The organism is Streptococcus mitis, from assembly GCF_000722755.1.
Classification (GTDB): Bacteria; Bacillota; Bacilli; order Lactobacillales; family Streptococcaceae; genus Streptococcus; species Streptococcus mitis_CM.
This window is the reverse complement of record NZ_JPFY01000011.1, coordinates 42066-62385: the sequence shown is the minus strand read 5'-3', so window position 1 is coordinate 62385 and position 20320 is coordinate 42066. Positions and strand designations below refer to the sequence as shown.

Here is a 20320-nt window from a genome sequence, read left to right as displayed (position 1 = left end):
CATTCTAACGAATTTTCTTTCTAAAATCTTAGCTTAACACTTGTTAGATTTACTTTTATCCTTTAAAATAGAATAGGAGAAATTCCGTTATTATTTTTCGGAGGAAAAAGAAATGTCCATTAATTGGCAGGAAATTTTATTTCACTTTTTAGGTGGTCTGGGACTATTCTTATATAGTATCAAGACCATGGGAGACGGTTTGCAACAAGCTGCTGGAGATCGCCTTCGTTTTTACATTGATAAGTATACTAGCAATCCCTTTTTAGGTGTTCTAGTCGGCATTGTCGTGACTGCCCTGATTCAGTCAAGTACAGGGGTTACAGTTATCACGGTTGGACTGGTCAGCGCTAGTCTTCTAACTCTTAGACAGGCTATCGGAATTATCATGGGAGCCAACATCGGAACCACAGTTACTTCCTTTATCATCGGTTTCAAGCTTGGTGAGTATGCTTTACCTCTGATTTTCCTTGGAACCATGTTCCTCTTCTTTACCAAAAATAGAACAGCAAACAATATCGGGCGCATCCTGTTTGGTGTAGGGGGAATCTTCTACGCCCTCAACCTCATCAGTGCCGGTATGAGTCCTCTTAAAGATTTACCACAATTCAAGGAATACATGGTAACCTTGGGACAAAATCCTGTGTTGGGAGTTTTTGCCGGTGCAGTGATTACCGTCCTCATCCAAGCTTCTTCTGCGACAATCGGGATTTTGCAAGGTCTCTATGCAGGCGGATTCCTGGACCTTAAAGGTTCTCTACCGGTTCTCTTCGGGGATAATATCGGGACAACCCTAACAGTTATCATCGCGGCAGCTGGAGCCAATGTCTCTGCGAAACGCGTTGCTGCAACCCACGTTACCTTTAACGTTTTAGGAACTATTCTTTGCTTAATCTTATTAGGTCCATTTACGTCTATGATTGAGTACTTCCAGGCACTCCTTCACCTCTCACCTGAGATGACCATCGCCTTCTCTCACGGTGCCTTTAACGTAAGTAACACCATTGTACAATTTCCCTTCATCGGAGCCTTGGCCTACTTTGTAACCAAACTCATCCCTGGTGAAGATGAAGTTGTTAAGTACGAGCCACTTTATCTTGATGAGCATTTGATTAAACAAGCTCCATCAATCGCTCTCGGAAATGCGAAGAAAGAACTCCTTCACTTGGGAAATTATGCTTCTAAAGCCTTTGACCTTTCATACAACTACATCATTGACCTTAATGAAAAGGTTGCTGAAAAAGGACACAAGACAGAAGAAGCCATCAATACCATTGATGAAAAATTGACTCGTTACCTTATTACTCTTTCAAGCGAAGCCCTTAGCCAGAAAGAAAGTGAAGTGCTCACCAACATCCTGGATTCATCTCGCGATTTGGAACGGATTGGGGATCACGCAGAAGCCCTAATCAATCTGACCGACTATCTTCAACGTAAAAATGTTGAGTTCTCTGAAGCTGCTTTGCAAGAACTAGCTGATATCTATCAAAAAACCACTGGCTTTATCAAGGATGCCCTTGATAGTGTAGAAAACAATGATATTGAAAAAGCTCAAAGTCTGATTGAACGCCATAAAGAAATCAACAATATGGAACGTGTTCTCAGAAAGACCCACATCAAGCGCCTCAACAAGGGCGAGTGTTCAACACAAGCTGGTGTCAACTTTATCGACATCATTTCCCACTATACTCGTGTATCTGACCACGCCATGAACCTTGCTGAAAAGGTCATCGCTGAACAAATCTAAGATCCAAGAAGCTATCCTAAATGGGATGGCTTTTTTCTTTTCCTAACCAAGAATTGCTTTTCTAACATATAGAAAAATGCTTTGATTCACAATGGAATCAAAGCATTTTAAAGAGCTCCCCATACATAAGCGCAGAAGCCGCAGTTCCTCTGTACTTTGCTTCTTCTCTTTTGATAAAGCGAGCCAAGTTGAGCAACTCAGGTGCCGGATGTTTGGGATTCAGGAGCAATTCACGATTGACCAGGCCTGAGAGACGAACTGCCAGCAATTGCTCATTTGTAGTAGGCAGTTTTTTAGCAGTCTCTAGGAGAGCAGCAACTAAATCCTCACTCAAATCATGTCGAGCATGATTGTAAAGATCTTTTACAAGGCTTTCTAGGTTTGGTTCTACCATCCCTACCACCTCCTTATGGTTTAATAATTTTTAATCAAATCAACTGTTGAACGATCTAATTTCTTCACCAAGGCTTGCAAGAAAGCTTGAGCTTCTAGGAAGTCATCCATAGCGTAGAGGGTTTGGTGAGAGTGGATATAACGAGCGCAGACACCGATAGTTGTAGATGGGACACCGCCATTTTTCAGATGAGCTGCGCCAGCGTCTGTTCCACCTTTACCACAGTAGTATTGGCACTTGATTCCAGCTTCTTCAGCAGTTGTCAAAAGGAAATCCTTCATCCCTGGGAGAAGCAAGTGACCTGGGTCATAGAAACGAATCAAGGTTCCATCCCCAATCTTGCCTTGACCACCGTAGACATCACCAGCAGGTGAGCAATCAACTGCTAGGAAGACTTCTGGATCAAACTTGGTTGTAGATGTATGAGCACCTCGGAGACCAACTTCTTCTTGGACGTTAGAGCCAAGATAGAGTTCATTTCCGAGTTTTTGACCTGAAAGAGCTTCCGCCAACTCGCTAACCATAAGAACACCGTAGCGGTTGTCCCAAGCTTTTGAGATGATATTTTTTTCATTGGCTGTCAAGATTGCAGAACTATCTGGTACAATGGTGTCGCCAGGACGGATGCCAAAGCTTTCTGCCTCAACCTTATCCGCAAAACCGCCATCAAAGACGATATCTGCAATAGCTGGCATAGTTGGGCCGCCCTTACCACGAGTCAAATGTGGAGGAACAGAGCCTGAAATCACAGGAATTTCACGACCATCACGAGTCAAGAGTTTGAAACGTTGGCTGCTGACTACCATAGGATTCCAACCACCAATTTCTACCACACGGAAGGTACCATCTGGCTTGATTTCGCTGACCATAAAACCAACTTCATCCATATGAGAAGCGACCAAGACGCGCGGCGCATCCGTAGCTTCTGAATGCTTGATACCAAAAATACCACCCAAGCCATCTGTCACCACTTCATCCACGTGCGGTGTCAACTTTTCACGAAGATAAGCACGGACAGGCGCTTCATGACCTGAGATCGCAGCAAGTTCTGTTACTTCTTTGATTTTTGAAAATAATGTTGTCATTTCAATTCCTTCTTTCTTTCATCCATTTTACCACTTTTTATAGGAGAAGGATAGCGGGAAGGTGGATTTCTAAATTAGTATCTTAGTCTTACTGTATCTTAGAAAAAGATTGTATTTTCTTGCATGTGAGGTGAAATCTAAGAACTATTCCAAGACCAACCAAACTATTAATTCCCAAACAAAAAACAATTCAATACTATATTTGTTCAATTTTTCATGAAATTTGCAGAAAATAGTTGACTTCACCTTCTTATTTCTTTAAAATAGTACAAAACTAGAAAAAGGAAAAAATCATGACCAAAACAATTCTTGTTACAGGTGGAGCTGGCTACATTGGCTCCCATACCGTTAAAGCTCTTTTAAATGCTGGCTATCAGGTACATGTTCTAGATAATCTCTCTACAGGAAATCGAGCGGCTGTAGATAGTCGTGCTAGCTTTAAACAACTGGATGTTTATGATGCTAGCGCCTTAAAAGCTTATTTGGAAGAAAATCAGATTGATGCTGTTCTCCATTGTGCGGGTGAGATTGTTGTGAGCGAAAGCATTGAAAATCCAAGTAAATACTTCACTGCCAATGTTGCTGGTATGAACCAAGTTCTCAAAGTCTTGTCTGAAGTTGGTATTCAAAAAATCATGTTCTCTTCGACTGCTTCCCTCTATGGTAATAACTGTATTGACAAGCCTGCAACTGAAGATACCCTGCTCGACCCTGTCAACCCTTATGCAGAAACAAAACTGATGGGTGAACGAATGATTTACTGGATGGCCAATCGCTACGATTGGAAATATGTCATTTTCCGTTACTTTAATGTAGCTGGGGCTGAAATGGATGCTTCAAACGGCCTGCGTGTGAAAAATCCAACTCACATCATTCCCAATATCAACAAGACCGCATTGGGACAAAATGATAGCCTAAAAATATTTGGAGATGACTACGATACACGTGATGGTTCATGTATTCGGGATTACATTCATGTCTTGGACCTTGCACAGGCTCATGTTAAAGGAATGAACTACCTATTTCAAGAAGACAGTTCTTCTCAAATCTTTAACTTGGGAACTGAAAAAGGCTATACCGTCAAAGAAATCTTTAAAACTGCTGAAGAATTACTGAATCAAAAAATACCACACGAAATTGTTGCTCGCCGTGCTGGTGACCCAGCTAGCGTCCTAGCAGACGCATCAAAAGCTAAACAATATCTTGACTGGCAAGCTAGCTACTCCCTAGAAGATATTATTTTATCAGATTATCGTTGGCGTGTTAAAGAAGGTAAAAACATTTTGGAATAGGAAAACAGAGGAGAAGGTCCTGGTACTCTCTCCTTGTCTTATTTATTAAATTGTCAGAAAATTTATTGACAGATTAAAGAAATCGTGTTACAGTAATATCCGCAGGTATCTTTCGGTACCAAATCTACATGAAAGGATGGGGTATGAAACTTTCTCATTATTTAATTGGCTTACTTCTACTCCTAGTCTTTCTCTCTATTAGCATTGGGACCAGTGATTTTTCATGGGGAAAGCTCTTTGCTTTCGACCAGCAGACCTGGCTTCTCTTTCAAGAGTCCCGTCTCCCAAGAACTATCAGCATTCTCCTGACTGCCTCTAGTATGAGTATGGCAGGACTTCTCATGCAGACTATAACTCAAAATCAGTTTGCTGCTCCGAGTACAGTTGGAACCACTGAAGCCGCCAAACTGGGAATGGTATTGAGCCTCTTTGTCTTTCCGTCGGCTAGTCTGACTCAAAAGATGCTCTTCGCTTTTGTTTCATCCATCGTATTCACCCTCTTCTTCCTAGCCTTTATGACTATTTTTACTGTAAAGGAAAGGTGGATGTTGCCTCTGATTGGAATCATCTATAGCGGGATTATCGGCTCTATGACAGAAGTTATCGCCTATCGTTTCAATCTGGTTCAGAGTATGACCGCTTGGACCCAGGGCTCCTTCTCCATGATTCAGACTCATCAGTATGAGTGGCTCTTCTTAGGCCTCATTATCCTGATAGCCGTTTGGAAATTATCCCAAACTTTTACCATCATGAATCTGGGCAAGGAAGCCAGTGAGAGTTTGGGGATTTCTTACTCCCTACTTGAAAAACTGGCTCTCTTTCTGGTTGCTCTAACGACTAGTGTCACCATGATTACCGTGGGTGGCTTACCATTTCTCGGGGTCATCGTTCCCAATCTTGTTCGCAAGCACTATGGAGATAATCTAAGTCAGACCAAACTCATCGTCGCTCTGGTCGGTGCCAATCTAGTTCTGGCCTGCGATATCCTCTCTCGATTCTTGATTCGCCCCTATGAGCTGTCCGTCAGCCTCTTGCTAGGAATCATCGGTAGCCTTATCTTTATCCTACTTCTCTGGAGAGGAGGACGAAAAGATGCCGTCTAAAAGCAAACATACCAAGCTCTTCTGCCTTCTCATTATTCTGGCCATCGGAGCTTGTCTCCTCTACTTTTGGCCTATCAGCCAGCTGTCTGCCTTTGCTTGGAAGTTGCGTTCCCAAAAGATAGTTGTTTATCTCTTGGTAGCCATCGCGACAGGGATTTCGACTATTAGTTTTCAAACCCTTACGGAAAATCGCTTCCTGACGCCAAGTATTTTGGGAATCGAATCCTTCTACGTCCTACTACAAACCATACTACTGGTTTTTGAAAGTAAGTTTCTTCAATTTGGAAAATCTCCTATTTTAGAATTCCTAGTCTTACTTCTACTTCAATCCCTCTTCTTTCTCGCCTTGCAAGGCTACTTGAAGACACTGATGAAGCAAGACCTTGTCTTCATTCTGTTGATCTGTCTAGCCCTCGGAAGTCTCTTTCGAAATATCAGTACCTTCCTCCAAGTCCTGATGGATCCAAATGAATACGATAAACTGCAAAACAGTCTCTTTGCTTCCTTTCAACATCTCAACACTTCCATCCTAGCCATCGGTTCTCTAATCATCCTCGCTTTGACAATCTTTTTCTTTCGAAAAGCAGTCATTCTGGATGTCTTGCACCTGCAAAGAGAAACGGCTCAGATATTGGGGCTCAATGTTGAAAAAGAACAGAGAGAACTCCTCTGGGGTATCGTGCTTTTGACCTCAACGGCCACTGCCTTGGTAGGGCCTATGGCCTTCTTCGGTTTTATGCTAGCCAACCTCACCTACCTGATTGTCAAAGACTACCGGCACAAGTTGCTCTTTATCGTGACTATTCTGGTTGGATTTATCAGTTTGACCTTGGGACAAGCCCTGATTGAACGAGTATTTGCTCTGGAAATTCGCATCAGTATGATCATCGAAAGTGTGGGTGGCTTCTTATTCTTTATCTTACTATACAGGAGGGCCGTCAGTGAAACTGGAAAACATTGACAAATCCATTCAAAAACAGGATATTTTGCAAGGTATTTCCCTTGAAGTCAGTCCTAAGAAACTGACAGCCTTTATTGGTCCAAATGGTGCTGGAAAATCGACTCTCCTCTCCATCATGAGCAGACTGACCAAGAAAGATCAGGGAATTCTCAGTATCAAAGGCCGTGAAATCGAGAGTTGGAATTCACAAGAACTGGCTCAAGAACTGACTATCCTAAAGCAGAAAATCAATTACCAAGCCAAATTGACGGTTGAAGAACTGGTCAGTTTTGGACGTTTTCCCTACAGCCGAGGTAGACTGAGACCAGAAGATTGGGGAAAAATCCGAGAAACTCTGGACTATCTGGAACTGACCAATTTAAAAAACCGCTACATCGATAGCCTGTCTGGAGGCCAGCTCCAGCGAGTCTTTATCGCTATGGTACTGGCCCAGGATACAGACTTTATCTTGCTGGACGAACCACTCAACAATCTCGACATCAAACAAAGCGTCAGCATGATGCAGATTCTCAAGCAACTGGTGGAGGAACTCGGAAAGACCATTATCATCGTCCTCCACGATATCAACATGGCCAGCCAGTATGCAGATGAAATTGTCGCCTTCAAGGACGGTCAAGTCTTTAGCAAGGGAACAACCAATCAAATCATGCAGGCTGACCTGCTCAGTCAACTCTATGAGATTCCCATCACGCTGGCTGATATCAATGGCAAAAAGATCTGTATCTATAGCTAGTAACATAGAAGCTCAAGTTAGAAGAAACTTTGTCTCTTAGTCAATAAAACCTAGAGACTCCCTAAATCGTTATCACATTTTAAAAAGGAGAAATCATGAAAACATCCCTTAAACTTTATTTCACTGCCCTAGTGGCCAGCTTCTTGCTCCTACTTGGTGCATGTAGTACAAATACAAACTCAAGCACTAGTAAGTCGGAAACAAGCAGCTCTGCTCCAACAGAGGTAACCATTAAAAGTTCACTGGACGAAGTCAAACTTTCAAAAGTTCCTGAAAAAATTGTTACCTTTGACCTCGGTGCTGCGGATACTATTCGCGCTTTAGGTTTTGAAAAGAATATCGTGGGAATGCCTACAAAAACTGTTCCGGCTTACCTAAAAGACCTAGCTGGAAAAGTTAACAATGTTGGTTCTATGGTTGAGCCAGACCTAGAAGCCCTTGCTGCTCTTGAACCAGATTTGATTATCGCTTCACCACGTACCCAAAAATTCGTAGATAAATTCAAAGAAATCGCTCCAACCGTTCTCTTCCAAGCAAGCAAGGACGACTACTGGACTTCAACTAAGGCAAACATTGAGTCCTTAGCAAGTGCCTTCGGCGAAACTGGTACACAGAAAGCCAAGGAAGAATTGGCCAAGCTAGACAAGAGCATCCAAGAAGTCGCTACTAAAAACGAAAGTTCTGACAAAAAAGCCCTTGCTATCCTCCTCAACGAAGGAAAAATGGCTGCCTTTGGTGCCCAATCTCGTTTCTCTTTCTTGTATCAAACCTTAAAATTCAAACCAACTGATACAAAATTTGAAGACTCACGCCACGGACAAGAAGTCAGCTTTGAAAGTGTCAAAGAAATCAATCCTGACATCCTCTTTGTCATCAACCGTACCCTTGCCATCGGTGGGGACAACTCTAGCAACGACGGTGTCCTAGAAAATGCCCTTATCGCTGAAACACCTGCCGCTAAAAACGGTAAGATTATCCAACTAACACCAGACCTCTGGTATCTAAGCGGAGGCGGACTAGAATCAACCAAACTCATGATTGAAGACGCACAAAAAGCTTTGAAATAAGCAACTTCAAACTCAACTAACATCTTTACATGATAAAACGCATCCTATCAGACTCACTCAAACCTGATAGGATGCGTTTTTATCATTTCACTAAAATATTTTTACCTAGCCTCATTTTTCCTCTTGATTCCGTTTGAGTGAAAAGTGGTCTGGGACGGGGTCCTTGCCTGTTTTCGACCAGGGATGGCAACGTAAAATCCGAGCCAAGCCCATCAAAACACCCTTGAAGCCATGTTTTTCAATAGCCTGAATCATATAGTTGGAACAAGTCGGCTCAAAACGACAAGAGGGGGGAAAGGCTGGCGAGATAAAACGTTGGTAAAAGCGCACAGGCGCTATTAAGATTCGTTTCATTATTTCTTGGTTACAGCCATGGTGTGTAGTTGGCTGATTTCTTTTTTATTAAGACGACGGGATTCTCCTGGACGGAGTCCTGTCAAGTCTAGATGTCCGAAACGGGTCCGTGACAACTTGTCCACTTGGAGACCGACAGCTTCAAACATCTTTTTAACCTGGTGGTTACGCCCTTCATGGATAGTCAACTGCACCACAGAGCGGTTTTTGACTGGATCCACTTTGAGAATTTCATAGACAGCCGGCTTGGTTTTCTTACCATCAATCTCAAGTCCACGGGTCAAGGGGCGGAGATTATCCTTATTGGCCACACCTTTAACACGCGCGACATAAACCTTATCAATCTCATTACGAGGGTGAATCATCTCATCTGTAAAATCCCCGTCATTGGTCAAAATCAAAACACCGGATGTATCCCAGTCCAAACGTCCCACAGGGTAGATGCGCTCTTTGACATTGGGCAAGAGGTCGACAACCGTCTTGCGGCCTTTGTCATCTGTCACACTGGAAATGACACCGCGTGGTTTGTTAAGCAGATAGTAGACCTTTTCTTCGTTGTAGATAGGTTGACCTTCAACTTCGACCTTGTCGCCTGACTTGATGGTCGTTGCTAGTTCACGTACCACTTGGCCGTTAACCGTCACCAAGCCTTGCTTGATCAGCTCTTCTGCTTTTCTCCTACTGGCCACACCTGCGTGGGCAATATACTTATTGATTCTCATCTTCTTCTATCCTTTCACCAAATAATTGGCTTTCTTGGGCTTGAATCTCAAGCTCATCAATCACTGGTAATTCTTCCAAATGATTTATCCCCATATAATCTAGGAAATAATCTGTAGTCACATAGAGGTTGGGGCGACCCAACACTTCTTTTTTCCCGTCTTCTCGTATCAAGTCAAAGGCCTGCAACTTTGCCAAGGCCCCACTCGAGTTGACCCCACGGATAGCATCAATTTCTATCCGTGTGATGGGTTGTTTGTAGGCAATGATGGACAAGGTCTCAAGGGCAGCCCGAGACAAGCTCTGGTTGATAGGCGCCTTGGAATATTCCTTCAAAATCTCTGAAAACTGAGGCTTGGTCACCAATCTATAAGCTCCCCCTGTCTCAATCAGAGCCAAACTGGAATCTGGGTCCTTTTCATACTTCTGTGCTAATTTTTCTAAACTCTGTTGGATGCCTGTCGGTGGCAGAGAGAGGAGTTCAGCTAACTGGCGGACTCTAATCCCATCTTCACCCGCTACAAACAAGAGCGCTTCTATTTTTGCTAAAGTACTCATCTTTCCTCTCTATCAAGTCTAGCTTTGGGCCACTTGACTTTCTTCCTTCTTTTCCATGAGATAAATATCTCCGAAACTCTCCTCTTGCACGAGGATCAACTCCTGGGTTTTGATTAACTCTAGGGTTGCCAAAAAGAGAGTAATGACCTCTTGGAGATTCTGGGCTTCCTTAAACAAATCCTGCAAGCGCAATTGATCTCGTCCAGCCAAGGACTCTTTTACGATGACCATCATATCCTCAATCTTATACTCATCCCGCAAGATAGTCGTGTGATTCTGTGCAAACTCCTCTTTTTTCTTGGCTAGGATATTTGAAAAAGCCAAAAAGAGGTCAATGGTCGTCTTGTCATGAACAAGCTCCGCATCTTCGTAAATCAACTCTGTCGGCGCTTTGGAATAGTGCTGGGCCCGTTCTTGGTGCTTGGCTTCCAAGTGCTCTCCCAAGAGCTTGAACTTGCGGTATTCTTCGATTTGGGAAAGAAGATCCTGCTCCAGATCATACTCCAAGTCTGTCACTTCCGCTACCTTTGGAAGGAGTTTACGGCTCTTGATTAGCATAAGCTGACTGGCCATAACCATGTACTCCCCCGTCACTTCCAGACGCATAGCCTGCAGGGTTGAGACATAGGCTAGATACTGTTCGATGACTTCCGTAATGGGCACATCATAGATATCCATCTGATACTTAGAAACTAGGTGCAAAAGCAAGTCCAGGGGCCCTTCAAAATCTTTTAGTTTAATATCCATTATCTATATTTTTCTAAGGTCAGGACTGTTTTTAATCCTAATTTTTTTGCAATTTCGTACAAATCGACCTTGTTTTCTATTTGTCGTAGAATGAACTGTTCCCGCAAGGCTTGGGCCGATAAGGCTGGAAAACCTTTCTCCTTGACAAAAGACTCTAGCTGACGGAAGGCCCACTGACGGGAATAGACTTTCCCTCCCCTTTCAAAGAGGTAGGTCTGGCCCATCAAGGGTTCCAACTCTGAAAGCAAGGTTGTAGGAATGGTGACAATCCTCTGTTGGGAAACCTTCTTGATTCGCAACACCTGAAAATCCAGATTGATATCCTCAACCTTGAGAGCTAAAATCTCACTCGGCAAGAGCCCCATTTCTAGGATTAAGAGCGCTAGCAAGCGACCCTCTGAATAGTCACTTTCCTGCCAAAAAGAGGCTAAGTCTAGAATTTCTGGCTTTTCCGTCTTCTTTTCAGCTTGTTTGGCTAATTCCAAACGATAAAAGCTATCCACTTCTCCTTTTTGATAGAGAAAGTAGAGAAATTGGTTACAGGCCGAAATCTTTCGCTTCTGGGCGCTGATTTTTAGATTGGCTAGTTGGGCTTGGTAAATCTTGAGACTGGTCTCAGAAATCCGCTCGCCTACAATGTCTAAAAATTGCTCCAGATCATACTTATAGGACTGCTTGGAATTGGCAGACAAGCCCTGCTTTTCCTCTAAAAAATCTGAAATTCTGTCTCTCATTTGCATCGAATCTCATATTCCTTACTAAAGTCATGCAAGAGGGCATTGACTGCCTTGAGGATAGACTTGCGCGTGATGATCCCTTGGAAAATCCCTGACGCATCTACAACAGGCAAGAAGGACTCATCTACCAGCTTGTGCAAGACCTCCGTAATGGTAAAATCAGGCGAAACAACCGCTACATCCGTTTTGGTCATATGAACAATATCCGTATCCGCCATAATTTCTTGATTCAAGTCATGCTCCATCTGATAAGCCATAATATCTCTGAGCCCAATCGTCCCAACAAACTGTTTTTCATCTGTTACAACAGGAACACGGGTATAGGTCATCTGACTAAGCAAGAGGGTTGCATGATCCGCATTGTGGGTATCAATTAACACAGCTAGATTTTCAGCAGGGGTCAAAAAAGTTTCCTCCTGCCCCAACAAGAAAGTCTCAAACTCCTTGGCAATCATCGGCTAAACTCCTTGGACAAGCCCGGATACACCTCATGGTCTCGTGTCAAAAAGTCCACTTTGAAATAACTATCATCAATCTCCACACGAGCATAGAGACATTCTCTGATAGTCCCACGTGGTTGACTGATGGAACCTGGATTTAGAAAAAGAGTCTTTCCTTCCATCCAAGCATTTGGCACATGCAAGTGACCATAGAGACAGATATCGGCCTCTTCCTCCTGAGCCCAGTAGTCCAACTTTTGAAAGTTGAAATTGATGTCAAACAAGTGACCATGGGTCTGAATGATTTTGGTTGGTCCCAACTGGGTCACCAAACGCTCTGGGTAGCCGGCGTAGAAGTCCATGTTCCCTTTAACAACACGTATGCCTTCCCAAAGGGGAGAATCAGGACGCAGTTCAGAATCGCCGTTATGAAAAACGGCATCAACTTTGCCTACATAGCGATCACGGATTTCTTCCACAATCAAGCTATCGCCATGAGAATCGCTCATTACAATGATGGTTTGCTTTGCCATGATGGAAATACCTCCAAAAGTTTCTTAACGGCTAAGGCACGGTGAGATTGACTATTTTTTTCTTCAAGGGTTAATTCAGCTGAGGACTTGCCTGTCTCTCCTACAAGGAAGAGAGGATCGTAACCAAATCCATTTTCACCCTTAGGTTCAAAGTTAATGTAGCCAGGCCAGTCTGCTTCAACAACCAAGCTTTCCTTGTTTGGGCTGGCTACGACTAGGGTTGTATGGAATTGAGCCGAGCGGTCCTTGAGTTCAAAGACCATGGCCAATTCGTGCAAGAGTTTGGCATTGTTTTCACGGTCAGTAGCTCCCACTCCTGCGAAACGAGCTGACCAGACACCTGGCAAGCCACCAAGGACATCGACTTTGAGACCAGAGTCATCTGCCAAAACCATCTTGCCCGTTAATTGAGAAATGGTTTCTGCCTTGAGGCGGGCATTTTCTTCGAAGGTCATACCTGTTTCTGCTACTTCCGGTAGGTCAGGGTAGTCATTAAGATTTTCCACATCGTAGCCTAGCTTGTCAAATATAGCTCGGAATTCCTTGGTCTTGCCCTCGTTACGAGTCGCAATCAATAAGGTTTCTCTGACCTTGTTTGTCTCAAAGAAGGCTTCTACATCAACACCTTCTTTAGGAAATTCTACATGCAGGAGTTGGCCATTTTCAACCAGGAGCAGGGCTCCCTGACGTTGGATGACTTCCAAGCTACGTCCTGCTTCTGCATTTAAAATTTCAACGATAAAAGAGAGCAGACGGAAGTTAGAAGACCAGCGCATCACCGTTATCGTAAGCGGAAAGCCGTTTTCCTCATCACGAAAAATCCGAGCCAAATCCATAAAATCAAGCTCAAGAGGATCTTTGATGAGGCTGTAGATGCCTCCATAGACATCCCAGACACCAACATACCAGTCCTGGTCATCCTTGTATTCATAAATTTTATTTGTCATAATTCTACATGCTCCACATAAATCTCTTTTTCCAGCCATTCTTCACCAATTTGTGCAAAACTTTGGCTGCTGGCTGTTGTGTAAAAACGGTGATGGAGTGGTCCGGCATCACGACCACGATTGATTTCAAAATAATTGAGTAAGACTGAAATATCCCGTACGCACTCTGCCCCACTATCGATAAGTTGAACCTTAGGCCCCATAACATTTTGAATAATAGGTCTGAGAAGCGGATAATGGGTACAACCCAAAATCAGGCTATCTACCTTTCCAACCAAGGGACGCAGGGTTTCATAGACCACTTTCTTGGTGACACTGGTTGACAGAGCACCAGACTCCACCAAGGGAGCAAACTTGGGACAGGCCAAGCTCTCCACCTGTAAGTCCGGATCCAGATCATGGATTTTCTGACGGTAGATGTCTGATTGTACCGTCATGGGCGTTCCAATCACTCCGATTTTTACACCTTGGCTGGACTTGATGGCTGCTGAAGCTCCTGGCAAAATTACACCCAAGACAGGAATATCTAGTTGAGCCTTGATTTCTTCCCAGACGACCGCAGTCGCAGTGTTACAAGCAATGACAATCATTTTGACATCCTTGGTCAAGAGAAAGTTGACCAACTGCCAAGTATATTCACGAATTTGCTCAGCAGGACGGGGACCATAGGGCGCCCGTGCCGAATCTCCAATATAGACGATTTCTTCATGGGGAAGCTGGCGCATGAGCTCGCGCACAACGGTCAAGCCCCCGACACCCGAATCCAAAAAACCAATTGGTCGATTATCCATACAGTCTTCTTTCTAGTCTTTTTTCTGATTGATAGTTCATTATGATTATTTATCCTTATAAACTGAATGACAGCCTAATCAATAACTATCTCTCTTAATCATAATCAAATATCAATAGAATGCAAGGAAAAAGTCTCATCCCTAAACCCTTAGCCAACATAGTGAGAAGTCTGGAACTTTCATCCCAGACTTTTCCTTATTTATTTTTTCTTTTTATTGTTAGCAAGGGCTGCCTTTTGTTGGCGGATGATTTGGTGGTAAACTTGTTGTACCTTTGCTTCGCTTGGTTTTTGACCATTTGCACTCAAAAGAGTACGAACTGCTTCAGCATTCAAACGTGGGTTGTCAGCGAATTCTTTTTCAATTTGCTTACGAACCAAGTACATTCCCCCAAGAGCTCCTCCTAGAAAAGCTAGCACAATCAATACAATTGCTAAAAGTAAATCCATCATTTTTCTCCTGTTTCTTTTTGAATCTCTTTCATTATACCACAAACTAGCCACCCTGACCAGTTTGTTTTACGCTTTCAGAGATGAGTAAGCTGTAATTAAAGTTGGCTTATCTTTCTAGTCAAAACTAGAAAGAATATAAAAAATACACTCTCTTACCATTCGTTTCCTCCACTTTTTTAATACAAAACAATATCAAATATATATCCTTCTCAAATCCTCTTGACAACACTTCATTAGCTGGTAAAATTAGATTAACAAGACAATATAGAAACAAAAGTTCGCCTCATTAAAAATGAAAGCGCTTTTAATTAATAAAGGAGGTTTCTATGGAAAAAATTTGGAGGGAGAAATCCTGTCGCTACAGTATTCGAAAGCTAACAGTCGGCACAGCCTCTGTTTTGCTTGGAGCGGTTTTTCTAGCTAGTCATACCGTCTCTGCTGATACTATTGAAGTAAAGCAAAACGAGCCTGCATTAGAGAAAACTACAGTTAAGACAGACACTATAACAAAAGCAAGTGAATCAACTGAGCATACACAGCCAAACGTGCCAATTGATCATACAAAACCAGTTCTAGCTAATAATAGTTCTTCTGAAAGCAAACCCGCTGAGGCAGATGTTACTTCTGCTACAACTAACCAAGCAAGTACTGAAGTTATTGTAAAACCTAATGAAAATAAGGAAACCGAAAAACAAGAACTACCTGTGACAGAACAAAGCAACTATCAGCTAAACTATGATCGACCAACAGCTCCTTCCTATGATGGCTGGGAAAAACAAGCACTCCCAGTTGGGAATGGTGAAATGGGTGCTAAGGTTTTTGGTCTCATCGGCGAGGAGAGAATCCAATACAACGAAAAAACTCTTTGGTCAGGTGGACCGCGTCCCGACAGTACCGACTATAATGGAGGAAACTATCAGGAACGGTATAAAATTTTAGCAGAAATTCGTAAGGCTCTTGAAGACGGAGATCGCCAAAAAGCCAAACGATTAGCTGAACAAAATCTAGTTGGACCAAACAACGCCCAGTATGGACGTTATCTAGCCTTTGGTGATATCTTCATGGTCTTCAATAACCAGAAAAAGGGGCTGGATACAGTTACAGACTATCACCGTGGTTTGGATATCACAGAAGCCACTACTACAACTTCTTACACCCAAGATGGAACGACCTTTAAAAGAGAAACCTTCTCAAGTTACCCTGATGATGTCACCGTGACCCACTTGACCCAAAAAGGGGACAAAAAACTTGATTTTACAGTTTGGAATAGCTTAACAGAAGATTTACTTGCTAACGGAGACTACTCAGCGGAATATTCTCACTACAAGAGTGGCCATGTTACGACAGACCCAAATGGTATCCTACTAAAAGGTACAGTCAAAGATAATGGCCTCCAGTTCGCATCCTATCTAGGAATTAAAACGGACGGAAAAGTTACTGTCCATGAGGATAGTTTAACAATCACAGGAGCTAGCTACGCTACGCTTTTACTCAGTGCCAAGACTAACTTTGCTCAGAATCCAAAAACAAACTATCGCAAAGACATTGACCTCGAAAAAACAGTTAAAGGCATTGTAGAAGCAGCTAGGGGCAAAGACTACGAGACACTTAAAAAGAACCATATCAAAGACTATCAAAGCCTCTTTAACCGCGTCAAACTAAACCTAGGTGGAAGCAATGCTGCTCAAACGACAAAAGAGGCCCTTCAGACCTATAACCCTAGCAAAGGGCAAAAACTGGAAGAACTCTTCTTCCAATACGGACGTTATTTATTGATTAGTTCATCTCGTGATCGGACAGATGCCCTTCCTGCCAACCTACAAGGAGTCTGGAATGCCGTAGACAATCCACCTTGGAACGCTGATTACCACCTCAATGTCAACTTGCAAATGAACTATTGGCCAGCCTACATGAGCAATCTAGCTGAAACAGCCAAGCCAATGATCAATTACATTGACGATATGCGTTACTATGGCCGTATCGCTGCCAAGGAATACGCTGGTATCGAATCCAAAGATGGACAAGAAAATGGCTGGCTGGTTCATACCCAGGCGACACCATTTGGCTGGACTACCCCTGGTTGGAATTACTATTGGGGTTGGTCGCCAGCAGCTAATGCTTGGATGATGCAGAACGTTTATGACTACTATAAATTCACCAAGGATGAGACTTATCTCAAAGAAAAGATCTATCCAATGCTCAAGGAAACTGCTAAGTTCTGGAACTCCTTCTTGCACTATGACCAGGCCAGCGACCGTTGGGTATCTTCTCCATCCTATTCACCTGAACACGGTACTATTACCATTGGAAATACCTTTGACCAATCACTAGTCTGGCAGCTATTCCATGACTACATGGAAGTTGCCAACCATCTAAATGTCGACAAAGACTTAGTTACAGAGGTCAAGGCTAAATTTGACAAACTCAAACCACTTCACATTAACAAAGAAGGACGTATCAAGGAATGGTACGAAGAAGACAGTCCACAATTCACCAACGAAGGCATTGAAAACAACCACCGTCACGTTTCCCATCTAGTTGGTCTCTTCCCAGGTACGCTCTTTAGCAAGGATCAGGCTGAATATTTAGAAGCTGCGCGTGCTACCCTCAACCACCGTGGAGATGGTGGTACTGGTTGGTCTAAGGCCAATAAAATCAACCTCTGGGCTCGTCTCTTAGACGGTAACCGTGCCCATCGCTTGCTCGCTGAACAGCTCAAATATTCAACCCTAGAAAACCTTTGGGATACGCACGCACCTTTCCAAATCGATGGAAACTTTGGAGCAACCAGTGGAATTGCAGAAATGCTTCTTCAATCACACACTGGCTACATTGCACCATTGCCAGCCCTTCCAGATGCTTGGAAAGACGGTCAGGTTTCTGGTCTGGTTGCTCGCGGTAACTTTGAAGTCAGCATGAAGTGGAAAGATAAAAACCTGCAAAGCTTGTCCTTCCTTTCAAATGTCGGTGGAGACCTAGTTGTAGATTATCCAAATATCGAAGCCAGTCAGGTTAAGGTTAATGGTAAATCTGTCAAAGCAACTGTTCTTAAAGATGGCCGCATTCAACTGGCAACACAAAAAGGTGATATCATTACCTTTGAACATTTCCCTGGTCGTGTAACCAGTCTGACAGCAGTTAGACAAAATGGAGTCACTGCCGAACTCACCTTCAACCAAGTAGAAGGCGCTACCCACTATGTTATCCAAAGACAAGTGAAAGACGAATCTGGCCAAACCTCTGCAAGCAGAGAATTTGTGACCAATCAAACCCATTTTATCGACCGTTCACTCGACCCTCAACTCGTCTACACTTATACTGTTAAGGCTATGCTGGGTAATGTTTCTACACAGGTATCCGAAAAGGCCAATGTCGAAACCTATAACCAATTGATGGATGACCGCGATAGCCGAATCCAATACGGTTCTGCATTTGGAAACTGGGCAGACTCAGAATTATTTGGAGGAACAGAGAAGTTTGCCGACCTTTCACTAGGTAACTATACAGATAAAGATGCGACAGCAACCATTCCTTTCAATGGTGTTGGCATTGAAATCTATGGTCTCAAATCATCTCAATTGGGAATCGCTGAAGTCAAAATCGATGGTAAATCAGTCGGTGAACTGGACTTCTATACTGCAGGTGCAACTGAAAAAGGTAGCCTTATCGGTCGCTTCACAGGATTGTCAGATGGTGCTCATGTGATGACTATCACTGTAAAACAAGAGCATAAACACCGTGGCAGTGAGCGCTCCAAAATTTCCTTAGACTACTTTAAAGTTTTACCGGGACAAGGAACAACTATTGAAAAAATGGATGACCGTGACTCTCGCATTCAATACGGATCTCAATTCAAAGATTGGAGCGATACTGAATTATATAAGAGCACAGAAAAATATGCGGACATCAATAACGCCGACCCAAGTACTGCTTCAGAAGCTCAAGCAACCATTCCATTTACTGGAACAGGTATTCGAATTTACGGACTCAAAACATCCGCTCTCGGAAAAGCTCTCGTGACACTGGATGGAAAAGAAATGCCAAGTCTAGACTTCTACACTGCTGGCGCTACCCAAAAGGCAACCTTAATTGGAGAATTTACTAATCTGACCGATGGTAATCATATTTTGACATTGAAAGTTGATCCAAATTCACCAGCAGGTCGCAAGAAAATTTCTCTAGATTCATTTGATGTGATTAAGGCTCCAGCTGTAAGCTTGGATAGTCCAAGTATCGCACCACTTAAGGAAGGGGATAAAAACATCTCTTTAACTCTTCCAGCTGGAGATTGGGAAGCCATCGCTGTGACCTTCCCAGGCATCAAAGATCCACTCGTTTTACGCAGGATAGACGATAATCATCTAGTTACGACTGGAGATCAGACTGTCTTATCAATCCAAGATAATCAGGTACAAATCCCTATCCCTGACGAAACCAATCGAAAAATTGGAAATGCGATAGAAGCTTATTCTATCCAGGGAAATACAACAAGCAGTCCTGTAATAGCTGTCTTTACCAAAAAGGATGAGAAGAAGGTTGAGAATCAGCAGCCAACTACAAGCAAGGGAGATGACCCTGCTCCTATTGTAGAAATTCCTGAATACACTAAGCCTATCGGTACAGCAGGACAGGAACAACCGCCTACTGTTTCTATTCCTGAATACACTAAACCTATCGGAACAGCAGGACAGGAACAACCCTCTGTAGTAAACATTCCTGAGTACACTCAACCTATCGGGACAGCGGGACAAGAACAGCCACCTACCGTTTCTATTCCTGAGTACACTGAGCCTATCGGAACGGCTGGACAGGAACAACCGCCTACTGTTTCTATCCCTGAATACACTAAACCTATCGGAACGGCTGGACAGGAACAACCGCCTACTGTTTCTATCCCTGAGTACACTCAACCTATCGGCACAGCAGGACTAGAACAACCGCCTACTGTTTCTATCCCTGAGTACACTCAACCTGTCGGGACAGCGGGACAAGAACAAGCTCCTACTGTTTCTGTTCCTGAATATAAACTTCGTGTCTTAAAGGATGAAAAGACTAAAGTTGAAATTATTGGAGGAGCGACTGACTTAGAGGGAATTTCTCACATTTCTAGCAGACGCGTTTTAGCTCAAGAACTATTTGGTAAGACCTATGATGCTTACGATCTTCACCTTAAAAATTCAACAGATCATAGTTTACAACCAAAAGGAACTGTCTTGGTCCGCTTGCCTATTTCCTCAGCTGTCGAAAATGTCTACTACCTAACTCCATCAAAAGAGTTACAGGCACTCGATTTTACTATTCGCGAGGGAATGGCAGAATTTATGACTAGTCATTTCAGCACCTATGCAGTCGTTTATCAAGCTAATGGAGCATCAACTACTGCAAATCAAAAACCAAGTGAAACAGATATCAAACCATTAGCCAACAGCTCTGAGCAAGTTTCATCTAGTCCAGACCTTGTCCAATCTGCAAGTGCTTCTCCTAAAGAACAACTTCCAGCTACTGGTGAAACATCCAATCCACTACTATTCTTGTCAGGATTGAGTCTAGTCTTAACAGCAACTTTTCTACTTAAGAGCAAGAAGGATGAGTCCAACTAACTTTTAAGCACACAAAAACCAGGATGAAGATAAGCTTCATCCTGGTTTCTTTTATCAATAAA

At 43.1% G+C, this 20320-nt stretch carries 19 protein-coding genes; 7 read left to right on the top strand and 12 right to left on the bottom strand.

Going from position 1 to position 20320, the window contains the following annotated elements:
• The first annotated feature begins 112 nt into the window (after positions 1-112).
• On the top strand, positions 113-1744 hold the full coding sequence (locus SK578_RS01965) for a Na/Pi cotransporter family protein (protein WP_004260992.1): 1632 nt from the start codon (positions 113-115) through the stop codon (positions 1742-1744).
• Between the two features lie 97 nt (positions 1745-1841).
• On the opposite strand, the gene SK578_RS01960 is transcribed toward SK578_RS01965, so the two are convergent.
• Together SK578_RS01960 and pepA are read right to left on the bottom strand one after the other, a co-directional pair.
• A complete protein-coding gene (locus SK578_RS01960) occupies positions 1842-2138 on the bottom strand; it encodes a bacteriocin immunity family protein (protein WP_004260989.1) in 297 nt (98 codons plus the stop codon).
• Between the two features lie 20 nt (positions 2139-2158).
• On the bottom strand, positions 2159-3223 hold the full coding sequence (gene pepA / locus SK578_RS01955; RefSeq protein ID WP_042750161.1) for a glutamyl aminopeptidase: 1065 nt from the start codon (positions 3221-3223) through the stop codon (positions 2159-2161).
• 293 nt (positions 3224-3516) lie between these two features.
• Here pepA and galE point away from each other — a divergent pair, with 293 nt between their 5' ends.
• The 5 genes from galE (at position 3517) to SK578_RS01930 (ending at position 8379) form a co-directional block, all read left to right on the top strand.
• On the top strand, positions 3517-4515 hold the full coding sequence (gene galE / locus SK578_RS01950; protein ID WP_042750159.1) for a UDP-glucose 4-epimerase GalE: 999 nt from the start codon (positions 3517-3519) through the stop codon (positions 4513-4515).
• 143 nt (positions 4516-4658) lie between these two features.
• On the top strand, positions 4659-5618 hold the full coding sequence (locus tag SK578_RS01945; protein ID WP_042750157.1) for an ABC transporter permease: 960 nt from the start codon (positions 4659-4661) through the stop codon (positions 5616-5618).
• Positions 5608-6579 carry an iron chelate uptake ABC transporter family permease subunit gene (locus SK578_RS01940; RefSeq protein WP_042750155.1) on the top strand — a complete coding sequence of 324 codons (972 nt, stop codon included), beginning with the start codon at positions 5608-5610 and terminating at the stop codon, positions 6577-6579. Before SK578_RS01945 ends, SK578_RS01940 begins: the two co-directional genes overlap by 11 nt.
• Positions 6560-7312 (top strand): iron ABC transporter ATP-binding protein, encoded by a 753-nt coding sequence (locus SK578_RS01935; protein ID WP_042750154.1) that lies wholly within the window; start codon positions 6560-6562, stop codon positions 7310-7312. The genes SK578_RS01940 and SK578_RS01935 overlap by 20 nt, the downstream gene beginning before the upstream one ends.
• A gap of 95 nt (positions 7313-7407) precedes the next feature.
• Entirely contained in the window at positions 7408-8379 is a 972-nt protein-coding gene (locus SK578_RS01930) for a siderophore ABC transporter substrate-binding protein (RefSeq protein WP_042750152.1), read from the top strand.
• Positions 8380-8490: 111 nt separating this feature from the next.
• Here the strand turns inward: SK578_RS01930 and yidD are convergent, their stop codons facing one another.
• From yidD to SK578_RS01880, 10 genes are all read right to left on the bottom strand, one after another.
• On the bottom strand, positions 8491-8733 hold the full coding sequence (yidD, locus tag SK578_RS01925; RefSeq protein WP_000821624.1) for a membrane protein insertion efficiency factor YidD: 243 nt from the start codon (positions 8731-8733) through the stop codon (positions 8491-8493).
• Positions 8733-9455, bottom strand: a complete 723-nt coding sequence (locus SK578_RS01920) for a pseudouridine synthase (protein WP_001222228.1) — start codon at positions 9453-9455, stop codon at positions 8733-8735. Before SK578_RS01920 ends, yidD begins: the two co-directional genes overlap by 1 nt.
• Entirely contained in the window at positions 9442-10011 is a 570-nt protein-coding gene (gene scpB, locus SK578_RS01915) for an SMC-Scp complex subunit ScpB (RefSeq protein ID WP_020903100.1), read from the bottom strand. Before scpB ends, SK578_RS01920 begins: the two co-directional genes overlap by 14 nt.
• An 18-nt stretch (positions 10012-10029) precedes the next feature.
• Positions 10030-10758, bottom strand: coding sequence for a segregation/condensation protein A (locus tag SK578_RS01910; protein WP_042750150.1), 729 nt, complete (start codon positions 10756-10758; stop codon positions 10030-10032).
• Positions 10758-11492, bottom strand: coding sequence for a site-specific tyrosine recombinase XerD (gene xerD / locus SK578_RS01905; RefSeq protein WP_282186015.1), 735 nt, complete (start codon positions 11490-11492; stop codon positions 10758-10760). The genes SK578_RS01910 and xerD overlap by 1 nt, the downstream gene beginning before the upstream one ends.
• The gene (gene cbpB, locus SK578_RS01900) at positions 11489-11950 is read right to left on the bottom strand and encodes a cyclic-di-AMP-binding protein CbpB (RefSeq protein WP_020902176.1); all 462 of its coding nucleotides are present in this window, start codon (positions 11948-11950) and stop codon (positions 11489-11491) included. Before cbpB ends, xerD begins: the two co-directional genes overlap by 4 nt.
• Positions 11947-12468, bottom strand: coding sequence for a metallophosphoesterase (locus tag SK578_RS01895; protein ID WP_042750146.1), 522 nt, complete (start codon positions 12466-12468; stop codon positions 11947-11949). Before SK578_RS01895 ends, cbpB begins: the two co-directional genes overlap by 4 nt.
• Positions 12444-13415 (bottom strand): nucleoside-triphosphate diphosphatase, encoded by a 972-nt coding sequence (locus SK578_RS01890; protein ID WP_042750144.1) that lies wholly within the window; start codon positions 13413-13415, stop codon positions 12444-12446. Before SK578_RS01890 ends, SK578_RS01895 begins: the two co-directional genes overlap by 25 nt.
• The gene (gene racE / locus SK578_RS01885) at positions 13412-14206 is read right to left on the bottom strand and encodes a glutamate racemase (protein ID WP_042750142.1); all 795 of its coding nucleotides are present in this window, start codon (positions 14204-14206) and stop codon (positions 13412-13414) included. Before racE ends, SK578_RS01890 begins: the two co-directional genes overlap by 4 nt.
• A 200-nt stretch (positions 14207-14406) precedes the next feature.
• On the bottom strand, positions 14407-14655 hold the full coding sequence (locus tag SK578_RS01880) for a YneF family protein (RefSeq protein ID WP_000364990.1): 249 nt from the start codon (positions 14653-14655) through the stop codon (positions 14407-14409).
• A gap of 329 nt (positions 14656-14984) precedes the next feature.
• Between SK578_RS01880 and SK578_RS10400 the strand changes: the two genes are divergently transcribed.
• Positions 14985-20258: an SIALI-17 repeat-containing surface protein gene (locus SK578_RS10400; RefSeq protein WP_080709938.1), complete on the top strand. Its 5274-nt coding sequence runs from the start codon at positions 14985-14987 to the stop codon at positions 20256-20258.
• Positions 20259-20320 lie beyond the last annotated feature (62 nt).